Origin of the sequence: Sphaerospermopsis kisseleviana CS-549 (genome assembly GCF_028329225.1) — a bacterium.
Lineage (GTDB): Bacteria > Cyanobacteriota > Cyanobacteriia > Cyanobacteriales > Nostocaceae > Sphaerospermopsis > Sphaerospermopsis kisseleviana.
This window is the reverse complement of the sequence record NZ_JAQMTI010000096.1, coordinates 1-19,501: the sequence shown is the minus strand read 5'-3', so window position 1 is coordinate 19,501 and position 19,501 is coordinate 1. Positions and strand designations below refer to the sequence as shown.

At 38.6% G+C, this 19,501-nt stretch carries 18 protein-coding genes and 1 pseudogene; 10 read left to right on the top strand and 9 right to left on the bottom strand.

Annotated features, from left to right (window positions below):
• Window positions 1-61: 61 nt before the first annotated feature.
• From PN497_RS07605 to PN497_RS07595, 3 genes are all read left to right on the top strand, one after another.
• The gene (locus tag PN497_RS07605) at window positions 62-838 is read left to right on the top strand and encodes a TIGR03943 family putative permease subunit (RefSeq protein ID WP_096565184.1); all 777 of its coding nucleotides are present in this window, start codon (window positions 62-64) and stop codon (window positions 836-838) included.
• 217 nt (window positions 839-1,055) lie between these two features.
• Window positions 1,056-2,555, top strand: coding sequence for an Ig-like domain-containing domain (locus PN497_RS07600; protein WP_096565181.1), 1,500 nt, complete (start codon window positions 1,056-1,058; stop codon window positions 2,553-2,555).
• A gap of 446 nt (window positions 2,556-3,001) precedes the next feature.
• Window positions 3,002-4,636, top strand: coding sequence for a hypothetical protein (locus PN497_RS07595; RefSeq protein WP_096565179.1), 1,635 nt, complete (start codon window positions 3,002-3,004; stop codon window positions 4,634-4,636).
• Window positions 4,637-4,659: 23 nt separating this feature from the next.
• Here PN497_RS07595 and PN497_RS07590 read toward each other — a convergent pair whose 3' ends face one another.
• The gene (locus PN497_RS07590; protein ID WP_096565177.1) at window positions 4,660-6,720 is read right to left on the bottom strand and encodes an NAD(P)/FAD-dependent oxidoreductase; all 2,061 of its coding nucleotides are present in this window, start codon (window positions 6,718-6,720) and stop codon (window positions 4,660-4,662) included.
• A 623-nt stretch (window positions 6,721-7,343) separates the two neighbouring features.
• Between PN497_RS07590 and PN497_RS07585 the strand changes: the two genes are divergently transcribed.
• Both PN497_RS07585 and PN497_RS07580 read left to right on the top strand, forming a co-directional pair.
• Window positions 7,344-7,547 (top strand): hypothetical protein, encoded by a 204-nt coding sequence (locus tag PN497_RS07585; protein ID WP_096565175.1) that lies wholly within the window; start codon window positions 7,344-7,346, stop codon window positions 7,545-7,547.
• On the top strand, window positions 7,544-7,816 hold the full coding sequence (locus PN497_RS07580) for a type II toxin-antitoxin system RelE family toxin (protein ID WP_096565173.1): 273 nt from the start codon (window positions 7,544-7,546) through the stop codon (window positions 7,814-7,816). The genes PN497_RS07585 and PN497_RS07580 overlap by 4 nt, the downstream gene beginning before the upstream one ends.
• A gap of 91 nt (window positions 7,817-7,907) precedes the next feature.
• Here PN497_RS07580 and PN497_RS07575 read toward each other — a convergent pair whose 3' ends face one another.
• The 8 genes from PN497_RS07575 to trxA form a co-directional block, all read right to left on the bottom strand.
• Window positions 7,908-8,510, bottom strand: a complete 603-nt coding sequence (locus tag PN497_RS07575; protein ID WP_096565171.1) for a cytochrome c oxidase subunit 3 — start codon at window positions 8,508-8,510, stop codon at window positions 7,908-7,910.
• Between the two features lie 129 nt (window positions 8,511-8,639).
• The gene (ctaD, locus tag PN497_RS07570; RefSeq protein WP_096565169.1) at window positions 8,640-10,313 is read right to left on the bottom strand and encodes a cytochrome c oxidase subunit I; all 1,674 of its coding nucleotides are present in this window, start codon (window positions 10,311-10,313) and stop codon (window positions 8,640-8,642) included.
• Between the two features lie 157 nt (window positions 10,314-10,470).
• Window positions 10,471-11,397, bottom strand: coding sequence for a cytochrome c oxidase subunit II (locus tag PN497_RS07565; protein ID WP_096572534.1), 927 nt, complete (start codon window positions 11,395-11,397; stop codon window positions 10,471-10,473).
• A gap of 118 nt (window positions 11,398-11,515) precedes the next feature.
• A complete protein-coding gene (locus PN497_RS07560; RefSeq protein WP_096565167.1) occupies window positions 11,516-12,124 on the bottom strand; it encodes a DUF2231 domain-containing protein in 609 nt (202 codons plus the stop codon).
• A complete protein-coding gene (locus PN497_RS07555; RefSeq protein WP_096565165.1) occupies window positions 12,121-12,621 on the bottom strand; it encodes a DUF2231 domain-containing protein in 501 nt (166 codons plus the stop codon). The genes PN497_RS07560 and PN497_RS07555 overlap by 4 nt, the downstream gene beginning before the upstream one ends.
• Before the next feature lie 708 nt (window positions 12,622-13,329).
• Complete coding sequence (holB, locus tag PN497_RS07550) at window positions 13,330-14,274, bottom strand: DNA polymerase III subunit delta' (RefSeq protein WP_096565163.1); 945 nt, start codon at window positions 14,272-14,274, stop codon at window positions 13,330-13,332.
• Between the two features lie 345 nt (window positions 14,275-14,619).
• A complete protein-coding gene (gene tmk, locus PN497_RS07545; RefSeq protein ID WP_096565161.1) occupies window positions 14,620-15,258 on the bottom strand; it encodes a dTMP kinase in 639 nt (212 codons plus the stop codon).
• 434 nt (window positions 15,259-15,692) lie between these two features.
• Window positions 15,693-16,019 carry a thioredoxin gene (gene trxA, locus PN497_RS07540; RefSeq protein WP_096565157.1) on the bottom strand — a complete coding sequence of 109 codons (327 nt, stop codon included), beginning with the start codon at window positions 16,017-16,019 and terminating at the stop codon, window positions 15,693-15,695.
• A 205-nt stretch (window positions 16,020-16,224) separates the two neighbouring features.
• On the opposite strand from trxA, the gene PN497_RS07535 reads away from it, so the two are divergent.
• The 5 genes and pseudogenes from PN497_RS07535 to PN497_RS07515 form a co-directional block, all read left to right on the top strand.
• A complete protein-coding gene (locus PN497_RS07535; RefSeq protein WP_096565155.1) occupies window positions 16,225-16,830 on the top strand; it encodes a vWA domain-containing protein in 606 nt (201 codons plus the stop codon).
• 247 nt (window positions 16,831-17,077) lie between these two features.
• Window positions 17,078-17,689, top strand: coding sequence for a vWA domain-containing protein (locus tag PN497_RS07530; RefSeq protein ID WP_096565153.1), 612 nt, complete (start codon window positions 17,078-17,080; stop codon window positions 17,687-17,689).
• Between the two features lie 55 nt (window positions 17,690-17,744).
• A complete protein-coding gene (locus tag PN497_RS07525) occupies window positions 17,745-18,350 on the top strand; it encodes a vWA domain-containing protein (RefSeq protein ID WP_096572533.1) in 606 nt (201 codons plus the stop codon).
• Between the two features lie 40 nt (window positions 18,351-18,390).
• The gene (locus PN497_RS07520; protein ID WP_096565151.1) at window positions 18,391-18,792 is read left to right on the top strand and encodes a salt stress protein, Slr1339 family; all 402 of its coding nucleotides are present in this window, start codon (window positions 18,391-18,393) and stop codon (window positions 18,790-18,792) included.
• A gap of 531 nt (window positions 18,793-19,323) precedes the next feature.
• Window positions 19,324-19,501, top strand: a pseudogene (locus PN497_RS07515) (IS701 family transposase); the annotation flags it as partial.

Genomic DNA, 19,501 nt, shown 5'->3' with positions numbered 1-19,501 from the left:
ATTTTTGTAAATTCTCCGTTATCTATGACAAATTACAACTAACATAATGACTCAATAAATAATGACTACAATCCCAAATCCAAAATCCAAAATCCAAAATCAGTTACTCCCTTGGCTAGATGTGTTAGCGATTACAGCTTGGGGAATTTTAATGCTCAAATACTGGTTCACAGGCGAACTAAATTTATTGATTCACCCAGATTTCTTTTGGTTAGTCATTTTGGGTGCTATGGGGTTACTAATCATTGGTTTTTTCAAGGGACTACAACTTTGGAAACAACGTCGGCGGTATGAAGTACCCAATAACCAGCAGCATATAAATCTATTTCCCCCTGGTTGGAGTAGTGGGTTGCTGTTAACCACAGCAGTTTTAGGATTTATCATTACCCCCCAAGTATTTAGCTCTCAAACAGCACTAGAGCGCGGTATAACTGAACTATTGGGAGCAACACGCGCCCAACCCCAAGCTTTTCGTGCCTCCATCCGTCCAGAAGAGCGAACCCTGATCGACTGGGTACGCACACTTAACGTTTATCCAGAACCGGACGCTTATACAGGGCAAAAAGTCAAAGTCCAGGGATTTGTGATTCATCCCCCAGAATTAGATCAAAATCATTTGATATTAGCCAGATTTGTGATTACTTGTTGTGCAGCCGATGCCTATCCCGCAGGATTACCAGTTCAACTTCCAGAAAACCGCGATAAATACCCACCAGATACTTGGCTAGAAATTGAAGGACAGATGATCACAGAAAACATAGCCAATAAACGCCGATTAACTATTAAAGCTACTTCCCTCAAGGAAATTCCCCAACCCAAAAATCCATATAGTTATTAGGGAATAGGTGATTGGTGATTGGTGATTGGGGACTGGGAAAGAAAATTTTAGATTTTAGATTTTAGATTTTAGATTTTAGATTTTAGATTGGAGATGACAAAAATAATCCAAAATACAAAATCCAAAATCCTTTCATTGCATTCACCTATTACCAATCACCAATCACTAATCACCCATCACCAATTACCAATTACCAATTACCAATTACCAATGACTAATGACAAAATCCTATAAATCTATCCAAGCACTAGATCGGGTAGCGATCGCCCTCATGCTGTTATTAAGTCTGCTGATTGGATTTGTGATCTGGCAAGGTGATGCAGTTAGACCAGTCGTTCGCAATTTTACTTGGCAGAATCAAAAAATCGGCGCTGAAGACACAGCTTTCACCCTCACCTTTAGTCGTCCAATGGACACCAAAAGCGTCGAGGATAATTTAAAAATCGATCCCCCACTGGCAGGTAAAATCAGTTGGGCAGGACGACGAATGGTTTACACACTCGTCACTCCAGCACCTTACGGGACTAACTATAAAGTTTCTCTAGAAGGAGCTAGAGATAAATTTTCCCAAACACAAGGCAAAAACAGGCTCATGCAAGCCTTTACAGGTAGCTTTTCTACTCGGAATCGAGCCTTAATTTACATAGGAGCTAATCAAGAAGAACAGGGAAAATTGGTACTGTATAACCTCACCCAAGAACAAAAAAAGGTACTGACCCCCAAAGACCTAATTGTTATGGACTTTGAGCCATTTCCCAACGGAGATAAAATACTTTTCTCGGCTCGCTCCTCCAAAAATCCAGAATTGCTCTCAGCCCAAATTTATACAGTCACCACAGGTATTACTAGTGAACCAGGTGAACAACCTGAAGCACCAGGTAAACTTGACCTACTTTTAGATAACAAAGAGTATCAAAACCTCAAATTTGACCTCTCTCCTGATGGACAAACAATAGTAGTCCAAAGGGGAAAAAGAGATAATCCCGGAGACTTTGGACTGTGGCAGTTGTCAGCACCCAGGGACAGTTCAGGAGAAAAACCCACCCCACAACGCTTAGAAAGCCAACCCGGAGGAGACTTCCTGATTACACCAGATAGCAAAGCCGTAGCAGTTGCCCAAGGACAAGGAACAGCAATTTTATCCCTAGAAGGAGATACAACTAAACCCCTAGATTTTCTCCCGCAATTTGGCTTGGTTCAAGCTTTCTCTAAAGATGGTTCCCAGGCAGCAATGATCAAATTTAATACTGATTACACGCGGGATTTATTCTTAGTCACTAACCAAGGTGTACAGAAACAACTATTAAAAACCACAGGTTCAATTCTCGGTTGCAATTTTGATCCTGCCTCACCCACCCTTTACTGTTTGTTAACACAGCTAGTATCACAGGAACAATACATAGAACAACCTTATTTAGTGGCGATTAACCTCAAAACCCAAGAACAAAAACCACTGTTGATGCTACCCCCCGCCCAAAGAAATGTGCAAATGAGTTTAGCACCCGATGGGTTGGCTATTTTGTTTGACCAGATAGTTCCAGTAGGAGATACGGCCACCACCCTACCAGTCAATACCTTAAAAACAGATGATGGAGAACCGATAGCTACGAGCAGTCTGTGGTTAATGCCTCTTTTACCTATCACTGACCAAGGAAACCCCGAAATTAAGCCAGAACAACTGCCCTTAGTTGGTTTTCATCCCCTCTGGCTACCGTAAATTGGTAATTGGTAATTGGTAATTGGTAATTGGTAATTTGAAAAAATAAAATTGATTACCCAGTCACCAGTCACCAGTCCCCAGTCCCCAGTCCCCAGTCCCCAGTCCCCAGTCCCCAGTCCCCAGTGCTTAATCAAAATTGTCAAATAAAATACTTTAAACTCTGATAATCTCTACCAAATTACAGTAGCTGAGTGCATAGGGACGGCTTGATAATATTTTTTAGCAACTTTATATAACTTTTAATAAACGTCAAGTAGGTTCACACCCTCTACCCCTGGGAAGCCAAAATAGTACACCATAGCAATCTAGACTTGTCTAGGATTTATATAGCAGTTAAACTTGGCTTCTAGAGGCAATCCTGATTACCTCGGAATCGAACATATTTGATCAGCAATGCTGCTATGAACGTTGCTGAATATTTTTAAGCAGGTGGGTCAAGAGTGATGAATATAGGTGACACCTCAAACAATGGCACTGTGATTGAACCCCGAAATTTTGCAAATTCGCCGAAATCAGAGCAGGCGAGTTGTCCCTTTTACTCAGTTCTGCATGATGAAAATACAGCCGTGACTAATTTACCACTCCTGAACCCAGCAGATGATGTTGACCACGGGCTAAATATACAGCAGTCTGAATCTACAGTTACAGACAATTTACAAGATCATAATACCCAAAAAGATTGGATTGCAGAACCTGACAGTGAAAAACAAGCCCTGGTAGATTCAGAGTTTCAGAAGTTGCTGACGCTGAATGAAGAGTTACAAACAGCTAACGGTGATTTGTATGCTCAAGTAAAGCAGCTAAAACAAGAATTAGCTGAGGCAGAAAAGATTTTGCAGTGGCAAAAAAAACGCTCTAGTGTCACTGACTCAATGTTGAATCAACAAACTCAGGAACTAGCAACGGCTCAAGAGCAAATTCAGTCTCTTTTCCAGCAATTAGAAACGGCTGTCCAAACTGTTCAAAGTCAGGAAATGTTCATTGAAACCCATAAGGCACAGTTACAACTGAGTCAGCAACGAGTAGCCCAACTGGAAAGGGAATGTACACTGCTACAAACTAACTATAGTGAACAATCTCACCAACTATTGCACTCAGAAAATACTTGTCGGGAATTACGTACTCGACTAATACGCCAACAACGTCAAACTTTGCAATTTAAAGCAGCACTGGAAAAATGTCTAGATACCCCTGTCCCCAACTATGACACCAACTATGACACCAACTATGACACCAACTATGACACCAACTATGACACCCTAGAGGATACTGTCTATCATCCCCATGATCTCACTGGTGGACATAGCAGATTTTCTAGAAAAGCCAGGTCTTTGTTTCCCAATGCACAACCTATTAAACCTTGGTCTGCGGAAACCGATGCTACCCATGATACTTGTAGCACTCTACGTCAACATTTAGATAATTCCTGGCTAGAACCTTCAACTCCATGCGCTGATCAACAAGATCAACAAAATTACTCTACCTCCATTTCTGAACCTGCTGAAAAATCTTCAGATGTGGATGATATAGAAATCCCAATACAGTCAAGTCCCCAATTAGAGGATAGTGAATCTACTGCTGAAGTTGCAGATGTTTCTTCTCCTGGGGGATCAAATTTAGATCGCCAGTTGGAAAGTCTGATCGAAATGTTTTTTGCTTCTCAGTCTGCACCCTCAACTTCACCAACAGTCAATGATACAGAGAGTCATCCAGATGATGGGCTAATTTGGGATACCTTAGCATCAAATCTGGAAAAAAATGAGCCACTGGAAACAATCATAGAACAGTCTTTAGTAACGGAAAGTCATTTTCCAGAGTTTACACTTTCATCCAGCAATGAATCACTAATAAATGCCTCTACTCCCGAAAAAGAGCAAAATATTGCCAATATTCCCGAAAATAATGATTATTGGTCAGAATTGCCAAAAGAGCATTTCAGATCAGAACCTTTAGGTGAATATCACCTTGATCATAAATCACCTTCACCTTTGATTTATCCCCAGCGTCCACCCAAGGGACGGAAATCTTTAGCATCGGTGGAACTACCAAATTTCCGCCCCAAGTCGAAAGGTCAATAATCCAAGGACTAATGACTACTTAATTAATGACTTGTTTGGGTTACTGCTTTTGACTTAACGGTAACTACTTGATCCCGTAATCGTGGTTTACCTGTAGAAATGGCGTAGTTGGTCACTAATAGGTTTAACCACAATCCTGGAAAGCGGGTTTCTAGCCAGCCTTGACTCCACTTCAGGAATTTGGGAAACCATGTACTTAGTAAAGCACTGATGAAGGCATAAACACCAAAGTTGAGGTAATTACCTAACCACCGAACTAAGTCTCTCAACCCTGCTAGTTCCCAAATCCATATTAATAAGGCGGGATTTTTTGTAGCTGCTTTTAATGCTAAACGGTTAAATGTGAACCAGTCGCAGCGGTCTTTAATGAAATTATCTGCTACTTCTGGGGGTTCGTCTGCTAATAAACCAAAGAAGGTATTGAGCATGGCATTAACCCGTTGAGGTGGGATAAATTTCCCTGTGGGAACCATCATTCCTTTGGAAAATAGCCAGGTGACGGAAACGTTACTTTGGTAAGCACGAATTTTATTGAGGTGACGGAAACTTAATAAGTCGTGTTTGAGGGCGGTGTTTAAGAGTGTGGTTAAACGTTCTAGGTTACGAACGAGAGAACCAAAACCAGTAAATACTAGGGGAGATTGCAGGGAAGCAGCATCACCAATGGCGATTAATCTATCAAAGGCTATGGTGCGATCGCTATCACTAACACTAAAATGCCCTGGAATATAGCCAAATGTAGGTTTTTTCCACACTAGCTTATCCATGTCACAACGGCGATATTCTGGCAAAATAGTGAAAAAGTCCTCATACATCTCTAACAACGAACCAGGATTTTTTCTATTCACTTCATGATAATGAAATAAATAAATTGTCAGTTCTTCCCCCGCAGCAGGAAATAATTCCCAAATCAATTGCCTGCCTCTAGAAATATCTCCGTGACTGTAAAGAACATCACCATACTGATAATCCCAGACACCAGGGGCAAATCCTTTATCAATCACTGCTCCCACGGTGGGACATACACTATCAAAGGCTCTACCCCCGTTTAATTGCCAAGCAATAGGGGAAGCTGTACCCATTGCATCTACTAATAATCTACCATTTACCTGCTGTTCAATTACCGTATTTACACCCTTGACAGTAACAGTAACTTGTGTTTTTCTGATATCTGCCCGGATAAATTCTGTTTGCTCCCAAATATCACCACCAGCGGCTTTAAGTTTTTCACCACATAATTGCAATAATTTATCTGAATCTAAAGCGATATTTAAAACAGTTGGCGTGTGTAGAACTGGTGCTTTTAAGTGAGGCGGATTATTAGCATCAAAGAATTTATTAAAGCCGTCTTTATACTCCCTGGCAATAATGGTTTCTAATTCTGCATTTGTTAATAAACCGAGATTGACCAAAGTTTGAATTTCATCACGAGAAATATTCCATTCTCGGTTCATGCGTCCAAAGGGTAATCTTTCCACCAATAGGACTTTATAGCCTAATTTTGCCATGACTGCGGCATGAATCGCACCCAAAGCGCCACCAATATAAATGAGGTCATAAGTGTTTTCTGCTGTTTGTTGCTGGTTTTCTGCATAAAACACCACCTGACGGGGTTGCTGAGGATTTTTGACACCTTCTCGCCAACGTTGCTCCCACCAGTAAGCACGTTTAAGATCATATTCCCCATGAGGCATTTTCTGGAAATACCTGACAGTTAGAGGATAATAGGGTTCTAGCTCTGAAAAAATCGACTTTTGAGGGTCAATTTTTGGTGGTTCGGGGTATTGATGGGGAAAACGGCTTCTAATACCTGTAGTCAGACGTTGCAATATTGAACCTTCGTTAGTGAAGGGTTTGTCTCCCCAACGAAACACTTTGAGGTAAGTGGTGCGTTGTACAGACCACACAAATATAGAAAGTTCGGTTGCTAAATGTCCTTTGACAGATGCAACCGGGTTTCGCAGACGCAGACCATCTGGAGTCAGTAATTTTTCTCCATCTCCCGGCACAAAGTCGGTTTGTAGCCAGTCACGGACAGCACCACTATCGGTAGTAGGAACTTCCAAGTAAAGAATTTCTTTCATTTTCTGCTGATATCTCCTGTCTATCTACTCACTCAGAAAGATTTGACTCAGGCAATAAGTACATTAAGTACGTTAAACTCCGCCCTATCAATTGTTTGAATATTTAATGAAGAAATTTTAATAGTTTGTTAAATTTATGATTCATTTTGGAACTTATGTAAAACTTATCTAAATTTATAATAAAAAAGGCTGAAAACCCTTGAGGTTAAATTTTGATGCTATGAGGAAAAACTTAAACGTCCTGGATAGCAGGGACTCAGACAACAACCAGTTGATGAAGAACTGGTAGCTGCGGTTATTGCCGGAGTAGTCAAGCTTGGACGCGATCAAGGTCAATCTTTGGAAGATTTAACTGCGGAGGTTTTAGAAGATGATCCGCTGTTGGATGGACAACAACGACGCTAGTTGAGTATGTTAGTTGATCAAGCGTGGTTAACTTTGTATTAATCTGTTTAAAGAAAGAGGCAGGGGAGAAAATAAAATTGCTCACAAAAAGATATTTAAACTTAGTCTTTTAAAAAGGTTATACTCATACTTTTTAAGAACAAAAGTAAGAAGACATTAAGCATAGCCTGATATAAATATGCTAAATTAAATGTAGATAGTAATCCTATATCACTAAAATGCAAGCTGATAAATATCCATTTGCCCAAGAATTGATTACTGATATTCAAGGTAATATCAGAAAAGTAGTCATGGATTTTCAGGAATATCTACGGTTGCTAGAAGCACTCGAAGATGAAGGACTGATTCTAGCTATGAAAGAAGTAGAAAATGAGACACCATTAAATTTAGATGAAGCTTTAGCGGAATTGGAACAAGAGTGAATATCCAGTATCTACCCAGTTTTATTAAAGATTTAAAAGCACTAAAAAGTACACCTTACTATGAGTCTATCAAGAAGTTTGCTTTTGAAGAAATAATGGAAATATCGAGTTTTGAAGAAATCACAAATATTAAAAAACTTCAGGGATATGATAATGCTTATCGGATTCGTATAGGTGATTATCGTCTGGGTGTTATTTTTGATGGTGAAATATTAATTTTTGAAAGAGTTTTACATCGGAAAGATATTTATTGCTATTTTCCCAAATAGATGATTTCGGAATCATAATACAAATATATGGGTAGGGGTTTAGTATTGCTAAACCCCTACAAAATTTATTGCTTTATGCGTCTTAAAATCCCTACTGCCAAACGTAAATAAGGATAAACAAAATAATCCAGATAACATCAACAAAGTGCCAAAACAACGAAGTTGAATTAACACCAAAGTGACCATTATCGTAGTTACCGGGAATAAAAGAACGAATCAAAATCATAGACTGTAACAAAATCCCGGTGAAAACGTGCAAACCGTGAAACCCAGTTAATAGGTAAAACATCCCGCCATAAGTACCGGAAGTAAAGCCAAATTCTAATTGACTCCATTCCACATATTGACCATATAAAAAGTAGCTACCCATTGCCATTGTAGCTAACAAATAGATGCGAAATCCTGCTAGGTTATGTTGTTGTAAACATCTCTCAGCAAAGTAAATTACAAAGCTGCTAGAAACTAGGATAATAGTGTTAATTGTTGGGGCGACTATTTCTAATCCTTCAACACCAGCAGGAAGCCAATTAGAACTGGTGGTTTTGTAGATGATATAACCAGCAAAGAAACTTAAAAAGATGACACTTTCTGATAGAAGAAAGACAATAAAACCAAACATTTTACTGCCTTCTTCGTCGTGTCCATGTTCATGGGCTGCATGATGTATTTGTGGCGTTTTGATTGAACTATCCATTGGTAATGTTCTCCTTTTGTTTTGGCAATACTGTTCAGTTAAGTTTGATTTTTTTATCTCACGCAGAGGCGCAGAGAACGCAGAAGTAAGAGAAAAAATTGTTTAATACTTAACTGAACTGTATTGTTTTTATTCTGCTGTTTTTATGGTTTGGGGTTCTAGGTTGGCTGTTAATGGTTCTGATTTTCCGTAACCGTAGGGTTCACTAATAATGATGGGAATTTCTTCAAAGTTCTCTACAGATGGAGGTGAAGAAATGAGCCATTCTAAACCAATTGCCCGCCAAGGGTTATCAGGTGCTTTTTCACCTTGTAACCAAGAAACTAAGATGTTGAAAATGAAGGGTAAGGTGGACATTCCTAATAGGAACGCGCCTAAACTAGCGAGAACATTCCAAAATGTATATTCTGGTGCGTAGGAAGCAACTCGGCGTAACATCCCTTGCAAACCTAATGGGTGCATGGGTAAAAAGTTTAAGTTTGTACCGATAAATGCTAACCAAAAATGTATTTTTCCCCAACCTTCGTTATACATTCTGCCGGTCATTTTGGGAAACCAATGATAGAGGGCTGCATACATTCCCATTGTTACTGTTCCGTACAGAACATAATGGAAATGTCCAACTACAAAATAGGTGTTATTAACGTGAACGTCTACTGGTACAGAGGAAAGCATAATTCCTGTAATTCCAGCAAAAACGAACATAATTAAACCACCTAATGCAAATAACATTGGTGTATTTAATTTGATTTTTCCACCCCAAATTGTCGCCACCCAAGCAAATACTTTAATTCCTGTGGGAACAGATACAAACATGGTCGTAACCATGAATAGTAACCGCATCCAACCAGGTGTTCCACTCACATACATATGGTGTACCCACACAATGGCACTGACCACAGCAATTAACATCGAAGAAATGGCAACTACTTTATAACCAAATAATGGTTTACGGGAATAAACAGGGAAAATTTCTGAGAAAATTCCGAAGATTGGCAGAATAATTACATAAACCGCAGGGTGGGAATAAAACCAGAAATAATGTTGAAACATTACCGGGTTTCCACCTTTGCTGGGGTCAAAAAATGCTGTTCCCATTGTTAAGTCAAACAGCAACATTACCGCACCAGCAGTTAAAGCAGGAAGTCCAAATAATTGAATAATTTGGGCGCTAAATACTGCCCAGACAAACAAGGGCATTTTAAAAAAGCCCATTCCTGGCGCACGCATTTTCACAATGGTGGTGACAAAATTCACCGCACCCATAATAGAAGAAACACCGGAAACAGCTACCGCTAATAACCAGAGAACTTGACCATTTATTAAATGTCCTGTGGGGTTTTGTAAACTCACGGGAGGATAAGCCCACCAACCAGCTTGGGCTGGTCCACCAGGGACAAAAAAGCTGGACATGAGTAAAATTCCCACTACTGGGACCATCCAAAAAGCGGCAGCATTGAGGCGAGGAAATGCCATATCTCGCGCCCCGATCATGATGGGTACGAGATAGTTTGCTAAACCAACAAGGGAGGGAAATGTCCACAGAAACAGCATTACTGTCCCGTGCATTGTGAACATTCCGTTATAAACTGTACGATCAATTAAATCAGATTCAGGGGTGACAAGTTCGCCCCGTAAAATCATCGCAAAAATGCCACCAACAAGGAAGAAAATAAAAGAGGTAACGAGGTATTGAATACCGATTACTTTGTGGTCTGTGCTGAAAGTGAAATAGGTTTTCCAGTGAGTTGGCGTTGAGTGATGATGTGATTCACCACCAAGATTAAGTGATATGTTTGTCATGGGATTTTGGATTTTAGATTTTAGATTTTAGATTTTGGATTTTGGATTTCATCACAATCCTGTTAATCCTTAAATCCTGGACATCCTGATTCAGACAAAAAGAAGGTTTCGCGCAAAGTGAAGAAAGAAGCAAAGGCGCAAAGGAAGAAAGAATTAATTAACCTGCAAAATTAACTACTGGAGGTGCAGCAGGTTTAACAGTTTCCCAACCGTTTTGTACATTTTGATTGTGATTTTGGGCGTATTCGGTAGCGGCTTGGTTTGGTGCAACTGTGGGATTATGACTGGCGGCTTTTTTCAACCAATCGTGATATTCTTCTGGGTTTTCTACTATCACGTTTGCTTGCATGGTGGCAAAGTATGTACCGCTATATTGGGAGTCGGTGAGGCTATATTTACCGGGGCGAATGGGGGTAAATTCAAAGTCGATGGTTTTACCGGGAACGATGTCTTGTTTAACGCGAAATGCGGGAATATAAAAACCGTGGAGTACGTCTTCTGATTGTAGGGCTAAACGTACACGGCGATCGCTCGGTAAATGTAATTCTGTACTTGTAATTCCCTGTTCAGGATAACTGAACACCCACGCCCATTGTTTAGCAATTACGTCAATTTTTTCTAAGGGTTCGCTAACAGTTTCTCCTGGTGTTTCTTGCACTTCTGCATGGGCAATTTGCACAGGTAAGGGGTTATGTAAATGTAATAATTGGGAAGGTCCTTGAATCCCCATGTTTTCATACACTTCATAACTGTAACTTGCTATCCACAATACCAACATGATGGGAATAGCAGTCCAGACAACTTCTAAAGTGATATTTCCTTCAATATGTGGACCATCACTAAAGTCATAACTTTTGGCACGATGAAAAAGAACAGAATACAAAATAGCGGCAGTGACACCTAAGAAAATAAAAGCCCCAATTGTCACTAAAAAGCTGAACAAGTCATCAATCAAATGTGATTCAGCCGCAGCTTGGGGGGGAAGCCAAGAATAGGCTTGTTTACCGATGAAAATACTGGCAATTGTGATGACAAAACCCCCCGCCATCACTAGGAAAATATTTAAAATCAACCGAGTGTTCATGGTCATTTGTTGGTAATTGGTAATTGGTAATTGGTGATTGATAATTGGTAATTAGTAATTGGTAATTGGTAATTAATTGGCATCTGAAAATTACGAATTACAAATTACGAATTACGAATTAATTACCTAGTACCTGATTAATGTCTTGTCCCATTCTTAACAAGTTATCCGCAGTGTTATGTACACCAAATTCGGCTGCTAACTGCGCTCCTAATGTGCCGTGAAGATACATTAAGGCCATGATGAAAACTCCGGCAAAAATATAACTCCAACGCACTTGCATATCGGAATCTTTACAGGTAATGTAACGTTGCCATCCCCGCCAAAATGTCATTCCTACCATTAAAGCTAGGAGGAAAACACCGCCCACACCATGCCACATCATCGTGGACATTGCTTGCAAACCCCAGGAACTTTTTAAATGTACTGGTGGAGTTGCTAACAACATTTCATAAAAACCAGCAGCAACTGTGAAAAATGTAATCACAGAAGCAGCTACCATGTTGTACCAACCAACTTCAAATAATTGGACGCGTTCTACAGCTAAACCCAATGATTTAAATAACCATTGTTCTATGGGGAAAAGTACAGCAACTAAATCAAAAATTACCCCAATAATGAACAATCCTAATGTGAGGTGAACTAGGTTAGGATGAATAGGAATTGCGTAAGGTAGTCCATTTGCCCCCATCTGGGCGCTGACTTGATCAATTAATTCTGAATTCATGGTAATATTCCATCCTTTACGGCTTCCACAACGGGTACTGTATGTATTCCATAAACCCACACTAATTCATCACCAAGATATACTTGAAAACCAACAAGTATGGTTAAAAGTAAACAAACTGCTAAATAATGAATTGGCAATCTTTGGGGATCACGACTGCGAAGTACATAACGCCAAGCTGTGATGGCTGCTAAAATTCCTGATAGTGACCAACCGATTAAGGTATGGTAATTTAATACTGATTTGACGATGTTGTAAGGTTTGGCTAAACCAGCTTCGTATTGTCCAAAAATAATGGCTATAAATATGGATACGGTAGCTACAAATAAATTCCACCAACCCACTTCATAAAACCGAGTTTTGCCAGTTAAAAAGCCAATTAAATCACAGAAAACTGCAAATAAGATCATGGCAATTACAAAGTGAACCACGATGGGATGCAGTGGATCTGGATATGGTAAATTGTGGTCGTTCAACGACGTTAAATACTCAATCATCAACTTCTCCTAGATTTATAGAATACTCCTTGGACAAACTTCAATAATTCATCAAAGTTACTACTATTAATCACGACTACTCATATTTTTTAGAATATTTCTGTGATATTATTCTGTTAATATGGTGTCATTTTTGTATTGATTAACAGCTAATTTGTCAGCAATTTTTAGCAAAGGATGTGAAGTCAATTCATATACTCATAAAAACAGTCTGTAACAGCAATTTTTGATGTAGCTAAATTCAATTGCTGTTAAGTTGCTGTTCAGGCTTTGATTTACTAGAACACCGATTCATTAATCGTAAGGGCGAAGCATTCGGACGGAATATGAACTGGTTTCAGCGATAGGTTATCACCCGAATGCTTCGCCCCTACAAGTTCGATACTCTAGACCTATTGGTTTAGGTTACGTAAATTTTTATTAATTGTCAAAAAAAACTAAAAGTTAAACTTTTAGAATGAGTAGAGAGCAAAGGTAGAGAGCAAGAAGGGGAATATGATAATCTGAATATCCTTGCTTTCTGTAGATATTATGAAATACAAAGAAAAGATTTTGATGTCTAGTAGTGTACATTTAATAATTATTACTTTGTTTTTTTAATAACAGAATTTTATGTAATTTATGGTATGTCAACAAACAGTCTGTATGGTTAATTGGCTGTAATTAAGAATTATTCTAAATTAGATATTACTCATTACCCATTACCCATTACCGAATTTGCAATATTGCTAAAAATGTACATTCCCAAACTAACCGGGGTTGGGCATAGGATAATAAATTCTTGCGAGTTTTTTCTAATTGTTCAATAATGCCAGGTTTATGTATTTGTTGCCAGTAAAATTGTTGCAGATAATCTATTAACCATAATTGTGCTTCTGTGTCTAATTCTTTATCAATTTTCTTCGCTAGTTCTAACGCATGACGATAAGATTTAGGTGTTTTTTTTACTTCTTGGAGTAATTCACTATTAATTGTTTGTAGTTGTTGGTAAGCTAAAATTGCACTTCCTGGACTACCAGCAGCTATACTTAAAATTTCTGGATGTTGTAAAATCCCCCCATTTCCTGTTTGTGTTAAAACTTGAGCAACAGCAGCAGTATCTAATCTATAAAAAGGGATTTTTTGACAGCGAGAAACCAAAGTTGGTAAAATTGCATCAGGAGAAGGAGCGATTAAAATTAAAGTCGCTTGTCCTGGTTCTTCTAAAGTTTTCAGTAAAGCATTAGCAGCAGATTCAGCCATTGTTTCTGCTTGTTCTAAAACTACGACATTTCTGGGCGCTTCCAAAGGTGGACGGGATAAAAATTGGGTAATTTCTCTAATTTGTTCTAAACGAATAACTGGAGGTGCTTTGCGTTTTACTCCTTTTTCTGCTGCTTCTGCTGCTGTTAACCTTTGTCCTTGATATTGATAAGTTGGTTCTACCCAAAATAAAGCGGGGTGGTTTCCTTGACGAATACGATTTTTTAAAATAGATAATTGTTCAGGTTTTACAGAACTAGAAAATAATAATTCAATAAAACATTTAGCGGCTAAACTTCGACCCACACCATCAGCACCAACAAATAAATAAGCTGGTGCGACTCTGTTTTGTTTAACAGAAGATGTTAATAAATCTATTGCTTGTTGTTGTCCAATTAGTTCTTCAAACATTATTTATAAGGAGTCATGAGTCAGGAGTCGTAGAGGCGAAGTAGGGGCGAAGTAGGGGCGAAGCATTCGGAAAATAGCCTGTGATAAAAATTGATAATTGTTCGGCCGAATGCTTCGCCCTTACAGGAAAATAACCTGGGACAAAAATTGATAATTGGTTGTCCGAATGCTGATGCTTCCAGCACGCTTCGCGAACGCCCGTAGAAGAGTCAGGATAACAGAGAAATAAAAAATCATTAATTAATAATAATCAAAAGCAATGATCATAAAACCCAGAAAAAATCTCATTCCTCTGCGTCTTGTGTGTCTCTGAGGTTCGATACAAAAAATCTTCACTAATTATTTTCAGGGAGTTTCGGATATCACAGAATTACGAATTAAAATTTCCTTGATATTTTCATGCACCAATTCTTGATTTAAACTACCATCAACTCGAAAAATTCGAGAAGGATAATTAGTAGCTAATTCAGTATATCCTTGCTGTACACGAAGATGAAAATCTATTGTTTCCTGTTCAATTCTATCTAATTTACTTTGACCACGTTTACGAGAAAGTCCTAATTCCACATCCACATCTAACCAGATAGTTACATCACTTTGTAAACCACCTGTAGCAATATAATTTAATTGATTAATTAAACTCATACTTAAACCCCTACCATAACCTTGGTAGGCAATAGTAGAGTCAGTATAGCGATCGCATAAAATATATTTTCCTGCTGCTAAATTTGGCTTAATTTCCTGCTCGATGTGTTGCGCCCGATCAGCAGCGTATAATAATAATTCCGTAACCTCACCCACAGGTTTATCCTCTGATTTTTCCAGCAATAGCTGTCGTAAATGTTTCCCTAACTTTGTTCCCCCTGGTTCACGAGTCAGAATAACTAATACACTTAGAGTTTCTAGCCACTGACTACACAGTTGCATCTGAGTAGTTTTACCAGAACCTTCCACACCTTCAAATACAATTAATTTACCGCTCATATTTTGAAAATTTCCTATTACCGATTTTTTTTAACCTTATTATCGCTCGCTATGCCGCAATTAGATATTTAATCTCGTGGTTATCAGTTGTACCACTCAATTGTGTAATTATTACAGATATGATTAAATCGAATCTGGAGGTATTGGGTATTGTCTGTCCAGAAACAATGATCAAACATGACTTTACTTTCAAAAAGATCCCCAATTTCTTAAAGAAGTCGGGGATCTGGGTATGCAAGATTCCTATAGCTGAATACTTACGCATAACCTATATTTACCAAGACAGCGATCGCAATCTTGGCATCATCTTTAGTCCTAATCACATCTTTTACCTGTTCCTGACTTCTTGATAGCGACTTGTACTGAGCGCAGTCGAAGTAAGCGTGGCGTTAGCCATTCTCCTGACTTTTGCTATAACTGATCAAAGGTAATGACTATACGGTAATATACTGTGCTAGAGTTTTAGTTAAAGTAGTTTTGGGAACCGCACCGACCACTGTATCAACTTGCCTACCCCCCTTAAATACCATGATAGTGGGGATGCTACGAATACCATAATGACTAGCAACTGTGGGATTTTGATCTGTGTTCACTTTCACCACTTTCACCTGTCCTTCATATTCAGCGGCTACTTCTTCAACAACAGGAGACAACATTCTACAAGGTCCACACCAAGGGGCCCAAAAATCCACTAAAACCGGAGTCTCACTATCCAACACTTCCTGTTTGAATGTTGCTTCTGTGACATTGGTAATAGTCATAGTTGTTCTCCTGATCTGAGCGAATTAACTTGAAAGCTCGACATTTACCTATGCTGCAATATTGACTTATTTAGGGATTTTACCGCAGAAAACGGTTGTTTATAGATGAGAATAGTTTAAATGATTATTACAATACCTCTACATCTAGATATCATCGTCTGACCTAAGAGTTAAAATAGAAACCGAAAAATCATTAGAGGTATTTATGATGAGCGATCGCGACTATACCCTAATCATTGATAAAAGTGGCAGTATGTCAACTCCTGACCAAGTTGGTGGTAGAAGTAGATGGGAGATTGCCCAAGAGTCTACCCTCGCTTTAGCTAGAAAAGCAGAACAATTTGATCCCGATGGGATTACAGTTTATGTCTTTTCTGGGCGATTTAAACGTTATGAAAATGTCACTTCCGCCAAAGTTGCTCAAATATTTCAAGAAAATGACCCTGCGGGTACAACCAACTTAGCAGGTGTATTACAAGATGCCCTCAATAATTATTTTCAGCGTAAAGCTTCAGGGCAAACTAAACCCAATGGAGAAACAATTTTAGTGGTAACTGATGGTGAACCTGATGATCGCAAAGCCGTATTTGAAGTCATCATTAGCGCCACTAGGCAAATGGAGCGAGATGAAGAATTAGGAATTTCCATGATTCAAGTCGGCTCAGATGCTCAAGCGACAAAATTTCTCAAAGCACTAGATGATCAGTTGCAAGGTGTAGGCGCTAAATTTGATATTTGTGACACCGTGACTTTAGATGACTTAGAAGACATGAGTTTGGCAGATGTGTTGATGAATGCCATCACTGACTAATTAGGGTTTAGTGAAAAAGTCTTGTCGTGAAGCTAGGGAATAGGGAATAGGGAATAGGGAGAAAAATTTTAGATTTTAGATTTTAGATTTTAGATTGGAGTTGACAAAAACAATCCAAAATCCAAAATCCAAAATCCAAAATAAAAAAACTCCAGCATAGCTGCCTCCTACCTCCCGACTCCTGACTCAAAACCATCAACTCAACTTTAAGAGCTACTTTAATAGCTGGATCACTGGAGAATTATCAATGTTAGAAAATCGTGATTACACACTGCTGATAGACAATAGTGCCAGTATGGGAAAGCCATTGGGATTAGGGTACACCAACAAAACCAAATGGTTAGCTTTACAAGAATCAACTTTTGCTCTTGCTCGCAAGTGTGAAGAATTTGATTCAGATGGTATCACCATTTATTTATTTGCCCGCAAATTTCAACGCTTTGATAATGTTACCGCTGAGAAAGTAGCCCAAATTTTTGCAGAAAATCAACCTGCGGATACAACTAATTTAGTAGGTGTACTTCAAGATGCCCTTAATAACTACTTTCAACGTAAAGCAACTGGTAAAACTAAGCCTAATGGGGAAACAATCTTAGTGATAACTGATGGGATACCAGGCAATAGACAAGCAATATTTGAAATCATCATCAAAGCTACTTACCAAATGGAACAAGAGAAAGAATTAGGAATTTCCATGATTCAAGTAGGTGAAAATTCTCAAGCTACAAAATTTCTCAAAGCTATAGATGATGAATTAACAACTGTTGGGGCTAAATTTGATATTTGCGATACTATCACCTTGGAAGATTTAGGAGAAATGAGCCTCACGGATGTTTTAATCAATGCCATAGGTGACTAAATATTTAGTGTCTTAGGCTGGCTGAATTGACTAATGATAAATGGAGAATGGAAAAATGTTAGACAATCGTGATTACACTTTAATTATAGACAAAAGCGGTAGCATGGCCACCCCAGATCAAAAAGGTGGACGAACCAGATGGGTAGCAGCACAAGAATCTACTTTTGCATTAGCTAGTAAATGCGAACAATTTGACCCTGATGGCATAACTGTTTATTTATTTTCCGGTAGATTCAAACGTTATGATAATGTTACCTCTAGTAAAGTAGCACAAATTTTTCGGGAAAATGATCCAGCCGGGACAACTGATTTAGCAGGTGTATTGAAACACGCTACTGATGATTATTTTCAGCGTAAATCTAGCGGGCAAACGAAAGAAAATGGCGAGACAATTTTAGTTGTAACTGATGGTGAACCTGATGATCGTAAGGCGGTAATGAAAGTTATTATCGAAGCATCGCGCCGACTTGATCGAGATGAAGAATTAGCAATTTCCTTTATTCAAGTTGGTACTGATGCCCAGGCTACTCGCTTTTTGAAAGTTTTAGATGATGAACTGCAAAGTGCTGGGGCAAAATTTGATATTTGTGATACAGTAACAATGGAAGATATGGAAGATCTGAGTTTATCAGAAGTGCTACTTAATGCCATCACTGACTAGCTAAACTCACTAGCTAAACTCATAATGAGGAGTGTTTACAATGGACTCCATTGATCAGTTATTAGCGGAAATTCAGGCTGAATACAAAGGGGAAAAACCTCAACCACAGCAGCCACAAAAGCCAACAGTAACTACAGCCAAACCCTTGATGAATTCTGCTTCTAAGTCCGATGCTTTAATAGATAACTTATTAGCAGATGTCAAAGCTGATTTTGCTGAACAAGATGCGGCTGAAGAATTGAGAAAACAGCAAGAATTAGAACAGGAAAAAATTCGTCAAGTACAACTTAAAGCTCAACAACTTGAGAATTTGCAGAAGCAAGCTCAAGCATGGTTATCTAAATTAGATCCCTTCTCATCTGAAGGACTTTGGTTTGAAAGGTTTGCGGAAGCATACCCATCAAAATTAGATGCTGCCATTGAATATTTACAAAACAATTAGTAGCAATATCCAGATACTCGACTTTTCACAGAAGTTGAGTATTTTATTTACAGCAGCTTTCATTGGTCAGCGGTCAGCGGTCAGCAGTAAAACCCTTTTGGTGCAAGGCTTTTTGATCAAAATTTTTACCTGATTGATCTGCAATAGACCTGTCCGAAAATTAAAAAGGCAGTCTGTGTATGGCTTTGAGGATGTTCTCATTTCAGCCAGACTTGACGTAATCATGAGGGCTAGAGATAGTTACTGTTAGTATAGCCCGGAAAAAATGCCGATGGTTATTTCATGATCTGCATACTTTTAACACATATCATAAATTTGATAAAACTAGAGAATCAATTCGTAACCTCACTAATCCACAAATCGTCAATATTACTTTTTCATAAGTATCTTTATGAAGACGAAATCTTGATGATGCTATGCGAAATATTTTTAGGACTTACGCAAGATGTGACTGAAAACCTTATTCTTGCGTAGGGGTAATTCATGAATTACCCCTACTTTCGTTCCCTTTTGCGTAAGTCCTGTAATAGTCTAGATAAAGTTTATTATTGTCCTTTAAAGATTAATCGTTTGGTTGATGATAGTTTTGGCAAAGAAAAATATAAAAATATTGAATCATTGTCATGGAGTGAAGATGAGTTAGAATGTGGTAAAATTATCAAGATAAAAGCATTCCCCTCTGAGAAAAAAGTGAAGCTATTCCGGGTTA